The sequence below is a fragment of the Nitrospirota bacterium genome, assembly GCA_016178585.1.
Taxonomy (GTDB): Bacteria; Nitrospirota; Nitrospiria; order JACQBW01; family JACQBW01; genus JACOTA01.
The window spans coordinates 1-12341 of sequence record JACOTA010000056.1 but is presented as its reverse complement, the minus strand read 5'-3'; the positions used below and the strand labels follow the sequence as shown (position 1 = coordinate 12341).

The 12341-nt window shown below is 44.4% G+C and carries 13 protein-coding genes; 5 read left to right on the top strand and 8 right to left on the bottom strand.

Annotation, left to right across the window (positions count from 1 at the left end):
• Positions 1–170: 170 nt before the first annotated feature.
• Together HYR79_09410 and HYR79_09405 are read left to right on the top strand one after the other, a co-directional pair.
• A complete protein-coding gene (locus HYR79_09410; protein ID MBI1821911.1) occupies positions 171–539 on the top strand; it encodes a hypothetical protein in 369 nt (122 codons plus the stop codon).
• A gap of 74 nt (positions 540–613) precedes the next feature.
• Entirely contained in the window at positions 614–775 is a 162-nt protein-coding gene (locus HYR79_09405; GenBank protein MBI1821910.1) for a hypothetical protein, read from the top strand.
• Positions 776–849: 74 nt separating this feature from the next.
• Here the strand turns inward: HYR79_09405 and HYR79_09400 are convergent, their stop codons facing one another.
• Entirely contained in the window at positions 850–1347 is a 498-nt protein-coding gene (locus HYR79_09400; protein ID MBI1821909.1) for a DUF882 domain-containing protein, read from the bottom strand.
• A gap of 172 nt (positions 1348–1519) precedes the next feature.
• The gene (locus tag HYR79_09395) at positions 1520–1900 is read right to left on the bottom strand and encodes a DUF1018 domain-containing protein (GenBank protein MBI1821908.1); all 381 of its coding nucleotides are present in this window, start codon (positions 1898–1900) and stop codon (positions 1520–1522) included.
• Between the two features lie 234 nt (positions 1901–2134).
• Between HYR79_09395 and lysS the strand changes: the two genes are divergently transcribed.
• From lysS to HYR79_09380, 3 genes are read left to right on the top strand one after another with little or no spacing between them, the layout of a single operon-like run.
• A complete protein-coding gene (lysS, locus tag HYR79_09390; GenBank protein ID MBI1821907.1) occupies positions 2135–3625 on the top strand; it encodes a lysine--tRNA ligase in 1491 nt (496 codons plus the stop codon).
• Between the two features lie 15 nt (positions 3626–3640).
• The gene (locus tag HYR79_09385; GenBank protein ID MBI1821906.1) at positions 3641–4885 is read left to right on the top strand and encodes a lipoprotein-releasing ABC transporter permease subunit; all 1245 of its coding nucleotides are present in this window, start codon (positions 3641–3643) and stop codon (positions 4883–4885) included.
• Positions 4878–5579: an ABC transporter ATP-binding protein gene (locus tag HYR79_09380; protein MBI1821905.1), complete on the top strand. Its 702-nt coding sequence runs from the start codon at positions 4878–4880 to the stop codon at positions 5577–5579. Before HYR79_09385 ends, HYR79_09380 begins: the two co-directional genes overlap by 8 nt.
• Before the next feature lie 37 nt (positions 5580–5616).
• Here the strand turns inward: HYR79_09380 and HYR79_09375 are convergent, their stop codons facing one another.
• From HYR79_09375 to HYR79_09350, 6 genes are all read right to left on the bottom strand, one after another.
• Positions 5617–6021 (bottom strand): hypothetical protein, encoded by a 405-nt coding sequence (locus tag HYR79_09375; protein MBI1821904.1) that lies wholly within the window; start codon positions 6019–6021, stop codon positions 5617–5619.
• A 146-nt stretch (positions 6022–6167) separates the two neighbouring features.
• A complete protein-coding gene (gene secF / locus HYR79_09370) occupies positions 6168–7088 on the bottom strand; it encodes a protein translocase subunit SecF (GenBank protein ID MBI1821903.1) in 921 nt (306 codons plus the stop codon).
• Positions 7089–7172: 84 nt separating this feature from the next.
• On the bottom strand, positions 7173–8813 hold the full coding sequence (gene secD, locus HYR79_09365; GenBank protein MBI1821902.1) for a protein translocase subunit SecD: 1641 nt from the start codon (positions 8811–8813) through the stop codon (positions 7173–7175).
• Positions 8814–8893: 80 nt separating this feature from the next.
• On the bottom strand, positions 8894–9238 hold the full coding sequence (gene yajC, locus HYR79_09360; protein MBI1821901.1) for a preprotein translocase subunit YajC: 345 nt from the start codon (positions 9236–9238) through the stop codon (positions 8894–8896).
• Between the two features lie 57 nt (positions 9239–9295).
• Positions 9296–10417, bottom strand: a complete 1122-nt coding sequence (gene tgt / locus HYR79_09355; GenBank protein MBI1821900.1) for a tRNA guanosine(34) transglycosylase Tgt — start codon at positions 10415–10417, stop codon at positions 9296–9298.
• A 2-nt stretch (positions 10418–10419) separates the two neighbouring features.
• Positions 10420–12066: an arginine--tRNA ligase gene (locus tag HYR79_09350; GenBank protein MBI1821899.1), complete on the bottom strand. Its 1647-nt coding sequence runs from the start codon at positions 12064–12066 to the stop codon at positions 10420–10422.
• Between the last annotated feature and the right edge of the window lie 275 nt (positions 12067–12341).

Here is a 12341-nt window from a genome sequence, read left to right as displayed (position 1 = left end):
CCAAGACAGGTTGGCAACATCCAAATGGAGACCCTGGCATGCGATTGTCTCTTGCATAGGAGACAATATGCCATATATGGATTTGGAAGTCCAGCAAAAAATGAAACCTTACTTTAGGCGGGGGAGACCTGAGTAGTTACCTAAAATGTAGAAAAGGAAGGGTTTAAAAAATGATCATTAATTTTTATGGACGTGAAGATTGTCCGATGTGCATCGAAGCCAAAAAGTGGCTTAAAAAGCAGGGTATCCCCTTTAGGTTTCGAGAAATTTTTAAACAACCTCTCGATGAAAAGGAAATTCTGGCCCTGGCAGGAAATTTACCCGAAGGCCTCTTTGATCTTTACGCCCCTAAAGGAGCCCGAAAAGTCGGATTGCCGGAAGATCCCGGAGGCTACACGATCGACCAAATCCTCCAACTTCAAATTGAAAATCCGGATATGATTCGGTATCCGATTTTTGATCTGGACCAGAAATGTCTTTTTGGATTTAACGAAACGACAAAAGAGGCTCTAATGAAACTCACGGGGCCCGGCGGGTAATCCAAAGGCATCGATGTAAAGCCCTCAATATCCTTCAAATTTTTTGGGATTTTTAAAAATATCCCCTGATAAACATGCCGGCGATCGACTCTGTTAAATCTCAGGACATCCTTCCAACGGTCTCCGAAGAGCTTTTCGAAATTTTCCCCGGCTCTCAGGCGCTTACATTCAAATTCAACCCTGGAATCGCCGGGGTGATGAATTTTGCAGGGGGAACGGTACTTCTGCTGGCCTGAATAGGCTAAGGAAGCGAAAAAAGTGAGAAAAAGAAAGATCGTCATTGGCACGAGAACCCGGAAATACCAAAGATTCACCAGAACCGAACGCCGCCTGAATCCAGATGAATAAATCCTGCTTTAGGATAATATCCCACCCCGCCATATTCCAGGTTCATCGCTGTCTCCCGGAGTTTATCAATGCCAACCTGAGGAATTCGGAAATCAATGGCCTTGCCGGATAAATGGAGGCTATGTTTGGCAGCCCCCCATCCTTCTCTTCTGAGAAGAGTATTATATTCCGAAGAACGATAACCCGAAATGACCTGAATTTCGTAATTTCCGCCAACCTTTTTGTGGACCAGGTTCAGGAATTCAATGACGCGGATATCCATCTCTATCTCCTTCTGGGTGTAATGACACCGAAGGAAATAATTCATCTCTTGGAGGGCCGTTTCGCTATAATTTCCAGACGAGTCTCTATAGGTCACATCCAGCTTTTCGTTAGTGTGGGTATTGTAAAGCGACAGGTTCCCCTCCGGGAGTTCACCAAAACCCTTTGTTTCAGCAAAAACCGGCCACCCAAAAAGCATCAGGGCGCCGACCAAAGAACCCTTTAAAAAGGACCTCCTCGTCCAGGGGGAGCGATTCAACTTCTACCCCGGAATCCGGAGAAGCTTGATTGAGGAAAAGACGTGATGCGGTGATAAGGAAAAATAAACATGAGCGGAATAATAACAGAAATACAGGTGGAATCGCAAGACGTTACGCTATATTTCTGTTCTGTATCGCTTTCAGGGCTTCAATTAAACCGGAGGCCTGTTCTACCCGCAGGTTTTTAAGCTGACTCACCCGGTACATTTTTTTCGCCAGTCCAAAAATATGCTCCTTCTTCCACCCGATTTTCCGTCCCGTTTCATAAATAAAATCCATCTGAGCTTGAGTGACTTTTCCCTTTTCCAGGGTCGATTTTTCTGATCCGCGCTTCTGACTTCCGGCCAGAAGGAGAAGGTCTTCAATCACATGCCTCGCCTCGCTCTTGGTCAAAGCACGGATCGATTTTTTCCCGGAAATAGACTCTACCCTTGCGTGAAGATCTTCTTCCTGTAACCCAAGACGGTTTGATAGAGCCCAAATGGCCCTCATCTGTTTCTTTGAAATGGCTTCAAGAACAGAGTTAGAAAGCTGTCATTGCGAACAAAGTGAAGCAATCTCAAGACTTTACGATAAGATTGCCACGCACCCTTCGGTGCTCGCAATGACATGATTAATAAGTGGGTGCGAAGTCTATCGCTGGTCTTGGGTCTAATAAAAAAATAGAATAATATTTTTTAGCATGTTATAATTCGCTGATTTTTTACATTCATTGGAAGTTTTTTCATGGAAGAATTAAACGAGCTTAACGATCAAATTGCCCAGCGCCTAAAAAAAATTGAAAAGTTAAAAGGGCTGGGAATCTCCCCTTTCGGCTCAAAATTTAAAGGGGAACTTCCGGTCAATAAAATGATTGAAAAATACGGAAGTGTAAGCCGGGAAGAGCTTCATGAAAAACCGGTCCATTCGGCGATCGCCGGACGGATAATGAATTTAAGGCGTTTTGGAAAGGCCGCTTTCGTTCATCTTCAGGATCATACGGGTAGAATCCAGGCTTATTTTAAAAAAGATGTGCTGGGGGAAAAGCAGTTTGAGGTCTTCGAACTTCTCGACCTGGGGGATATTATCGGAGTTGAAGGGAACCTCTTCCGGACAAAAACCGATGAATTAACCATCGAAGTTCAAAAATTAACCTTTCTCACCAAAGCCATCCGGCCCCTCCCTGAAAAATGGCATGGACTCACTGACGTGGAGATCCGATATCGACAACGATATCTTGACCTGATTGCCAATCCGGAAGTAAAAGAAACCTTTATCAAACGGATTAAAATTATCGAACTCATCCGAAAATTCTTAAATGAAAAGGGCTTTTTGGAAGTTGAGACCCCTATGATGCACGCGAAAGCCGGCGGAGCGGCGGCGAAACCTTTTTTGACCCACCATCACGCGTTAAATATTCCACTTTTTCTTAGAATCGCTCCGGAACTTTATTTAAAGCGCCTGATTGTCGGTGGATTTGACCGGGTTTACGAAATCAACAGGAATTTCCGAAACGAAGGAATTTCTACCACGCACAATCCGGAATTTACCATGGTCGAATTTTACATGGCCTTTGCGGATTATCAGGATCTGATGGCGTTGACTGAAGAGCTGATCTGCAAGGTCACTCAGGAAATTTTGGGCGCCCTGAAGTTCACCTATGAAAAGACAGAACTCGATTTCACCCCTCCATGGAAAAAGCTGCCCTATTATGAAGGGTTATCCGCCTACACCTCTTTTAGACCAGAAATGGCGAAAGACCGGAATGCCGTCATTCATTTAGCTAAAGAAAATCATGTAAAATTCGATGAGAATTTATCGACCGCGAAAATTTTAAACGACGTGTTTGAAGCGATGGTCGAGCCCCATTTACAGCAACCTACTTTTATTATTGATTTTCCCACTGAAATATCGCCTCTGGCCAAACGAAAAGCAGAGGTCCCGTCCTTAACCGAACGGTTTGAGCTTTTTGTCGTGTCGAGAGAGATCGCCAACGCCTTTTCCGAACTGAACGATCCCATCGACCAGCGTAAACGGTTCGAAGAGCAGATGGCGCTCCGGGCAACGGGCGACGTTGAGGCGCATGAACTTGATGAAGACTTTTTAAGAGCGCTCGAACATGGAATGCCCCCGACGGCCGGAGAAGGAATCGGCATCGACCGGCTGGTCATGTTGCTCACCCAATCCATGTCCATCCGCGATGTCATTTTATTTCCTCAAATGAAGCCGGAAAAATAAGGACTCCCGCGTCATATGAACCTTCCTTATGAATTTCATATCAGCCTCCGTTACCTTCTCACCAAAAAACGGCAAAAGACCCTTTCTCTCAACACTTTTATTTCAATTGCGGGAATTACGCTGGGAACCGCCGCCTTAATTGCCACCCTGGCGGTCATGACCGGATTTAAGGAAGACCTCCGGGAGAAAATTCTGGGAACCAATTCTCATATCGTCATAACAGACCGGTTAAAAGACGGAATTGCGGATTATCACCATTTGTTAGGTCAGGTAAAAAATACCCCCCATGTCATCGCGGCCACGCCGTTTATTTACAATCAGGTTTTGCTCAGTTCTGATTCCAATGTTCACGGGGTTGTTCTCCGCGGCATCAACACCGAAACGGAAGGTTTGATTACCGATATCAAAAAAAACCTCTTCGAAGGAAAGTTAACCGACCTGGATACTGACCATCCCGGGGAAAACAAGGTTCTTATCCCCTCAATAATTATCGGCAAAGAGCTCGCGATGCGTTTAGGAATTTTTACGGGGGATAAGATCAATGTCATTTCCCCCGTCGGCGAAACAGGTCCGTTTGGATTGATTCCCCGAATGAAACGGTTTCAGGTCGTCGGAATTTTTGATTCAGGTTTTTATGAATATGATTCCTCCCTGGCTTATATCTCGATGAAGAATGCCCAGGAGTTCTTTAAAATGGGAGACACCGTTTCCGGTATCGAAGTCAGAGTTGATGATTATTTCCGGGCAGGGATCATTGCCAGGGAAATCGAAAATAGAATCGGGTTCCCCTATCAAGCCAGAGACTGGATGCGGTTGAATAAGAACCTGTTTACGGCATTACAGCTCGAAAAAGCGGTGATGTTCATCATTTTAGTGCTGATTATTCTGGTAGCTTCTTTTAACATTATCGGAATTTTGACCATGATGGTGGTTGAAAAAAAGTCTGAAATTGCTATCCTCAAAGCCATGGGCGCCACCCGAAAAAGCATCATGGCTATTTTTATGCTGGAAGGGATTACCATCGGCGTGGTCGGCACCCTCATCGGAATTCCTCTGGGTTACGGAATTTGTGAATTGATTCCTGTTATTTATACGCTTCCAAGCGACGTCTATTATATCAGCCACATTCCGGTTAAAGTGAAAGGAATGGATGTGCTGCTGGTGTCGCTTTCCGCCATTCTCATTAGTTTTGGAGCCACCCTGTACCCTTCTCTCCAGGCTGGAAAACTCAAACCGGTTGAAGCCCTGCGGTATGAATAATCCCCTTTCTCCTCTTCTCGAAGTCAGAGACCTCACAAAGAAGTTTACGCTTAATCATCATGAGATTGAAGTCCTCCGGGGAATCAATTTAAAGGTGATGGAGGGTGAATTCCTTTCAATTATGGGAGCCTCCGGCGTCGGGAAAAGCACATTCCTCCATTTGTTGGGAGCCCTGGACGCGCCTACTTCCGGCGAAGTCATTTTTGAAGGTAAAAAGATTGACCCGTCAAACGAAACAGCGTTGGCTGATTTTAGAAATAAAAAAGTGGGGTTTGTTTTCCAATTTCATCATCTTTTGCCTGAATTCACCGCCCTGGAAAATGCCGCGATGCCGGCAATGATTCAAGGCCTCTCCAGAAGAGAGGCATTCAACATGGCAAGAGAAATGCTGGAAGATGTCGGCCTTGGAAAAAGAACGGAACATAAACCGGGAGAGCTTTCAGGGGGGGAACAGCAACGGGTCGCTGTCGCGAGAGCGCTTCTTTTGCATCCTGCGTTAATCCTGGCTGACGAACCGACGGGGAACCTCGATTCGCGGACCAGCATGGAGATCTTTCATTTACTTCGAAGAATCAATCAAGAAAAAAAAGTCACTTTTATTCTCGTCACTCATAATGAAAAGATAGCGGTTCATGGAGACCGATTGCTTGAAATGGTAGACGGGATGATAAAGGAGAATAAAAAAGGGAGCTGATCAGCTCCCTTTTTTATTCTGATTTTAACAACCTAATTTATGGTGTGGCGTCTGGAGTTTCAGTTGTTTCTCCTGCGCCGCCTTGATCAGGCGTTTCAATCCCACTTGGCTCTTGGGCTTCCGCCGCCGCCGAATCATGGTCTAAAACATCAGGACCGGATTCATTTTCTACTTCTATTTCACCGACCTCGCCGTCTGGGGAATGATCAACCTCAGATGTCGCATCTATATCCCTCGTCTCTGTTGTATCTGGTGTCGAGGTTTCTTCCGCCTCCATGGCGTAAACTTGACTGAATAGGGTTAACCCCAGGAGCAACCCTGCTCCGATGAATATTTTTAAAACTTTACCCATTTTACATCCTCCTATCTGTAGTAGAGAATTTATTTTAAAATACTTTGATACTTTAAACTTTTTAATCTCGTTTGCAAGTATAAAAAGCATAAATCATGCCAAAAATATATTTTTATAACCTGTTGAAATAATTGGAATTCTTAAATATACCCTTGTTTATAATATAACCTTCCATTAAATAGCCAGGAATTCAGCGCCAGACTCAGAGGATCATTACCCGACTTTCTCCCGATCGTCTATATTCCCCGGCGAAGTAATTTTCCTTTACTCCCCTTCCAAACCACTAAAATGGGGCTTGCCACAAAAATAGAGGAATACGTTCCAACCACAACGCCGATCAACAAAGCAAAAGAAAAATCATGAATAACTTCCCCTCCAAAGAAAAATAGCGCCAGCAAAACAAGAAATACCGTGAAAGAAACCACGATCGTACGGCTTAAAACCTGATTGATTCCTTTATTAATCACCTGTTCAAGGCTTTCCTTGTTTCTGAACCTCAGATTTTCCCTGATCCGGTCAAAAACCACGACGGTATCCGTTAAAGAATATCCCGCAAGCGTCAATAGAGCGGTCACAATTAAAAGCGTAATCTCATGATTGAGAAGATAAAAAATACCGAGGACCGCAAGGACATCATGAAAAGTCGCTATCGCCGCGGCAACGCCAAACCGAAACTCAAAACGAAAAGCGATATAAATAATAATTCCCAACATGGCGAGAGTAACAGCGAGAGTCGCGTCCTTTTGAAGTTTCTGACCAATGGTCGGACCGATTTCTTCACTGCTATCGACCACAAAATGATTATCTGGCATTTCTTTGGAAAAAACGCTAACGATTTTTTCAGCCATTTTTTCTTGTATCGTTGTTTGCTTTTTGATGCGGATTAATAGTTTATTCCCCTCAGAAAACTCCTGAAGCTCCGCATCTTTAAGGTCATTTTTTTCCAGGATTTGTCTGGAATCCTCTATTTTTATGGGTTTTTCAAATTTAAGCTGAACGGCAGTCCCACCGGAAAAATCAATTCCCATATTAGCTTTGCCGAACCCAATCGCAACAAGCGCAATGATGCCCAATAAAACCATCAGGCCTGAAAATAAAAACGCAAACTTTCTCTTTCCGATAAAATCAATATTCGTTTTTCCTAAAAGTTCAAACATGCATCTCCCCCGCAAAGTTAAAAGTAAAAGGCTATCTCTAAATAAAAAATCTTTTTACTTTTTATATTTTGCATTTCACTGTTGTTAAATGCTCAAGGTTTCCAATTTTCTTTTTGAATTAATAAAATCAAAGATCACTTTAGTGCCTAACAGCGATGTAAATAAGTTAATGGTCACCCCCAGGCTTAACGATACGGCAAACCCTTTAATCGGACCGGTTCCGAAAATAAAAAGAACCAGCGCCGTAATCAAGGTCGTTACGTGGGAATCAATGATCGTCAAAAAAGCCTTTTCATATCCCGCATCAATCGCCAATCGTACCGGTTTCCCGGTTCTAAGCTCCTCCCTGATCCGCTCAAAAATCAGAACGTTGGAGTCGACCGACATCCCGATGGTTAAAATGATTCCGGCAATGCCTGGAAGGGTCAGCGTCGCGTTTAAAGCCGCCAAAGCGCCAATGAGCAAGACGACATTCAATCCTAAAGCAAAATCAGCAATGACTCCAGCCATGCGATAATAGAAAATCATGAAAACAACCACCAGCAAAGTTCCCCATTTTGCGGCCCGGATGCCCTTTTCAATCGAATCCTGACCTAAAGAAGGGCCTACGGTTACGTTTTGAATGATTTTAACAGGTGCCGGAAGCGCGCCCGCCCGTAAAACGATGGCAAGAGCCGTCGCTTCTTCAGGCGTGAATCCGCCGGAAATCTGGGCCCGTCCGCCACTGATCCGGTCTTGAATCACCGGAGCTGAATAAATATTCCGATCCAGGATGATCGCCAGTCGTTTTTTGATATTTTCTCCCGTTATGCTTTCAAACTGACGGGCTCCGTTACTGTCGAATGTCACCGATACGTAGGGCTTATTGAATTCATCGAACGACATTCGGGCATCACTTAACCGATCTCCGGTTAAAAGAGAGCGTTTCTTGACTAAATAGGGTCTTTTTGTAACGGCCTGAGTCTCTTTATCGACGATCCGTTCAAATAAAATTTCATCCCCTTCCGGAACTTTTGGACCGAATTCAGCCATCATTTTAACTTCATCTTCAGGCTTGATACTGTTCGGGAGTTCTCTTGCGACAGGGCTTTCCTCATCCAAAAGTTTAAAGGACAACACCGCGGTGGTTTTGATTAAATCAAGCGCTTGCTGGGGATTCTTTACGCCGGGGAGCTGGATTAAAATCTGGTTGGTCCCTTGCCGCTGAATTAAAGGTTCCGCGACGCCAAACTGGTCAATCCGGTTCCGGATCGTTTCCATGGATCTGGCAACAGCGTCCTCTTTTAGGCGTTTCACTTCATCCCCTGAAAGGGTCAATAAAAATGAGTTTTCTCTGGTTTCTTTTGAAAGGAGAGACGGGAACTGTTCAGTGACGATTTTTAAAAGGGGCTCTTTCTCCTCTTTCTTCGGATAGTCGACTGAAATTTCCAGAGGCGCGGTTTTCTTTATGCCGCTTATCTCTAATTTCTTTTCATTGGCGGCGTCTTTAATTCCCGTGATCATTTGGTCGAGATTATTTTCGACGGCCTGGTCTTCTTCTACCTCCAAAACAAGATGAATCCCGCCCTGTAAATCAAGTCCCAAAGTGATTCCCTTGCTCGGAAGATATTTTCCCCACCACGCGGGTAAAGAGGAAAAATACCGTGTGGAAGGTAAAAAAAACAGAATTGATAACAGAACGGTTAATATAATTAGAACGACTCTTCCTTTAATCCCTTTTTTCATCTAAACTTCTCTCTCCCTTAGTCTGCTGAGGAAACAACAGTCTGTTATTTTTAAATCCAGGGTCAACCGGTTGAACCCCTTTACGCCGAGGCGCTCTTTTCTCCTTCTTCTTCCCCTTTTCTGAAACCGGTAATACTGTCACGGACCACCTTTATCCGGACATTATCTGAAACCTGTAAAGTCACAACGTCCTGCGCAATGCTCGTAATCGTCCCAATGATGCCTCCAAGCGTCACCACGCGGTCTCCCTTCTTGAGCGATTCCAGCATCTTTTTAAGACTTTTTGATTTTTTCTGCTGAGGAAGAATTAAAAGAAAGTAAAAAACGACAAAAATCAAAGCAAACGGAATAAGTGTCGCCAATATATTCCCTTCAGGGCCCCCGCTCGCCGGAGCGCTCTGGGCATAAGCTAATAAATTCAACATTTCTTTTTCTCCTATCCTATTTAAAAAAACAAACGATTAAAAACATGGTTTAAAAAATTAACAGTTTGCCGTTAAAGTTCCTCGAACCCGATAAAAATGTTTGCAAAAGGCTTCGAAATTCCCCTGGTCAATGGCTTCTCTGATCTCTCTCATTAACTTTAAATAATAATAAAGGTTATGAAGGGTATTTAAGTGAATTCCAAGAATTTCTTTTGAAGCGAATAAATGCCTGAGATAGGCCCGTGTAAAATTCTTGCAGGTATAACACTCGCACAAAGAATCAACAGGCTCGGTATCAGCGGCATATTGGGCGTTCTTAATATTGATTTCCCCAAAGCGGGTGAAAAGCTGCCCCGTCCTGGCGTGGCGGGTCGGAAGCGTGCAATCAAAAAGATCGACCCCCAGCAAAACTCCCTGGACAAGGTCTTCCGGCGTTCCAACCCCCATGACATAACGGGGTTTATCCGCCGGAAAAGCGGGGAGAATAAACTCCATCATTTCATACATCAACGGTTTAGGCTCTCCGACCGAAAGGCCGCCCAGCGCGTACGCCGGAAAATTCAGCTCTAAAAGCTGGTTAAGGCTCACCTCCCGGAGCGGCTTATAAAACCCTCCCTGAACGATTCCCACCAACGTCATATCTTTTTTTCTTTTTTGGGCCTTCTGGCACCGCGCGGCCCATCGGGTCGTCAAATTGAGAGACCGTTCGGTCTCTTCGTAGGACGCGGGATAGGGCAAACACTCATCCAGCGCCATCATGAAATCAGACCCAAGATTTTCCTGAATCCCGGTGGTCTCTTCCGGAGAGAAGAGGTGAGACGATCCGTCTAAATGTGATTTGAAATAGACGCCTTCTTCAGTCACCTTGGTCAGCTGTCCGAGGCTGAAAACCTGGAAACCGCCGCTATCGGTCAAGATCGGCCTTTTCCATGACATAAAGGAATGAAGCCCCCCCAAATGGGAAATTTGGCGGTCTCCCGGCCTCAAGTACAGGTGATAGGTATTTCCTAAAACAATTTCCGCTCCAACTTCGATAAGATCCCTCGGCGTCATTGACTTAACCGTTCCCTGCGTTCCTACCGGCATAAAAACAGGGGTATGAATTTCTCCATGGGCCGTTTTGATTAAACCGGTCCGGGCCTTTGAGCCTCCATCTTTTGAAAAAATTTTAAATTCCAATTTTACATTTTCTCCGGCGCATTGATTCCCAGAACTCCCAGTGCGTTATTTAAGACAATTTTTATGGCCTGCGTTAAATAAAGACGGCTCCGGGTCAAGGCGAGGTCATCAGAAATAATTCTATTTTTGTAATAATATTGATGGAGGAGGCCGGCGAGGTCCTGAAGATAAAATGATAACCGGTGAGGTTCCAGTGCCTCGGCACATTCTTGAATGAGCATCGGGTAATAAGCCAGCTGTTTCATCAGCGCAAATTCCTGGGGAAGGGTTAACAAAGAAAGATTCACTTCTTTCCCGGAAAGGTCAATCTTTTTTTCTTCCGCGTTTCTTAAAACTGAACAGATTCTCGCGTGGGCATATTGAATATAATAGACCGGATTTTCATTCGATTGTTTCTTGGCCAGTTCCAGATCAAAATCAAGAGCATTATCTGATCCCCGCGTTAAAAAGAAAAAACGGGTCGAATCCACGCCAACTTCATTAAAAACGTCCCGAAGCGTCACATATTCCCCGGCTCGTTTTGACATGGGCACAGGCTTTCCTTCCCGCACCAGATTGACCAATTGAAGGAGGAGAATATTTAATGTTTTAGGGTCAAACCCCAGGGCCTCCACCGCGGCTTTCACTCTTAAAATATAACCGTGGTGGTCGGCGCCCCAAATATTAATAACCCGGTCGAACCCCCGTTGATATTTTTGGTAATGGTAAGCGATATCGGAGGCATAATAGGTCTTCTCCCCGCTGCTTTTTATAACAATACGGTCCTTATCATCCCCAAAACGGGTCGTCGCAAACCAGGTTCCCCCCTCATGTTCGTATAAAAGTCCTTTTTTTCTCAATTCTTCCAGGGTCTTGTTTACCATACCGGTGTCGTAAAGTTCTTTTTCGGAGAACCAGTCCGAAAAATAAACATGAAGGGCATCCAAATCTTTTTTTATTTCGGCAAGGATCCGGATTTTGGAATATTCCGTAAAAAATGGAACAATTTCGGAATCTTTTTCGGGAATGGAGATTCTTTTAGAGTCAATCTCTCTGGCAATTTCAGTCACATATTCGCCCTGGTATCCTTCCGGAGGAATTTCCCCTTTTTTCCCTTTTAACTGCAGGTATCTGGCATAGGTTGAGTGTCCCAAGAGATCAACCTGTCGTCCGACATCATTGATATAATATTCTCGTTGAACCTCATGACCCGTAATCTCCAATAAATTGGCCAGAGCATCACCCACCACGGCGCCTCGTCCATGACCCACATGAAGGGGACCTGTGGGGTTGGCGCTGACAAACTCTACCTGGACCTTGACCCTTATTCCGGTTTTCGAATGGCCATAGGTTTTACCTTTTTGAATAATTTCCCTTAAAACATCATACCAATGGCTGTTTTTAAAGGTAAAGTTCAGGTACCCTGGACCGGCGATTTCTATTTTTTCAATCATCGGATTTGCCGGTAAATGCTTCAAAATCAATTCAGCGACCTTTCGGGGAATCTGCCGTGTCATGGAACCGATGACCATCGCAATCGGAGTCGAATAATCGCCCTGGTTTTCTCGTTTAGGAATTTCAAGATGAACCAGGGGAACATCCTGGAGTTGAAGTTCTCCTTTGATCTCCTCCAAACCAGTTTCAATCAATGTTTTTAACTCTGCTTTCATAAGCTTGTTTTAAAAACCCGGTTCCATGCAACCCTTTTTTGCACGAAACCTAAGTTTTTGGCGTTTCTTAAAAAAAAGGCAAATAAATGAGTTAGTATATTGATTTTGCAGAAAAAGTCAAACTCGAAATTGATCCCAAGACCAGCGATAGACTTCGCACCCACTTATTAATCATGTCATTGCGAGCACCGAAGGGTGCGTGGCAATCTTATCGTAAAATCTTGAGATTGCTTCACTTTGTTCGCAATGACAGCTTTCTAACTCTGTTCTTGGGT

Bases quoted from the DNA above. Each gene is read 5' to 3' on its own strand.
- HYR79_09410 (MBI1821911.1), top strand. From the start codon at position 171: ATGATCATTAATTTTTATGGACGTGAAGATTGTCCGATGTGCATCGAA.
- HYR79_09405 (MBI1821910.1), top strand. From the start codon at position 614: ATGCCGGCGATCGACTCTGTTAAATCTCAGGACATCCTTCCAACGGTC.
- HYR79_09400 (MBI1821909.1), bottom strand. From the start codon at position 1,347: ATGCTTTTTGGGTGGCCGGTTTTTGCTGAAACAAAGGGTTTTGGTGAA.
- HYR79_09395 (MBI1821908.1), bottom strand. From the start codon at position 1,900: ATGAGGGCCATTTGGGCTCTATCAAACCGTCTTGGGTTACAGGAAGAA.
- lysS (MBI1821907.1), top strand. From the start codon at position 2,135: ATGGAAGAATTAAACGAGCTTAACGATCAAATTGCCCAGCGCCTAAAA.
- HYR79_09385 (MBI1821906.1), top strand. From the start codon at position 3,641: ATGAACCTTCCTTATGAATTTCATATCAGCCTCCGTTACCTTCTCACC.
- HYR79_09380 (MBI1821905.1), top strand. From the start codon at position 4,878: ATGAATAATCCCCTTTCTCCTCTTCTCGAAGTCAGAGACCTCACAAAG.
- HYR79_09375 (MBI1821904.1), bottom strand. From the start codon at position 6,021: ATGCTTTTTATACTTGCAAACGAGATTAAAAAGTTTAAAGTATCAAAG.
- secF (MBI1821903.1), bottom strand. From the start codon at position 7,088: ATGTTTGAACTTTTAGGAAAAACGAATATTGATTTTATCGGAAAGAGA.
- secD (MBI1821902.1), bottom strand. From the start codon at position 8,813: ATGAAAAAAGGGATTAAAGGAAGAGTCGTTCTAATTATATTAACCGTT.
- yajC (MBI1821901.1), bottom strand. From the start codon at position 9,238: ATGTTGAATTTATTAGCTTATGCCCAGAGCGCTCCGGCGAGCGGGGGC.
- HYR79_09350 (MBI1821899.1), bottom strand. From the start codon at position 12,066: ATGAAAGCAGAGTTAAAAACATTGATTGAAACTGGTTTGGAGGAGATC.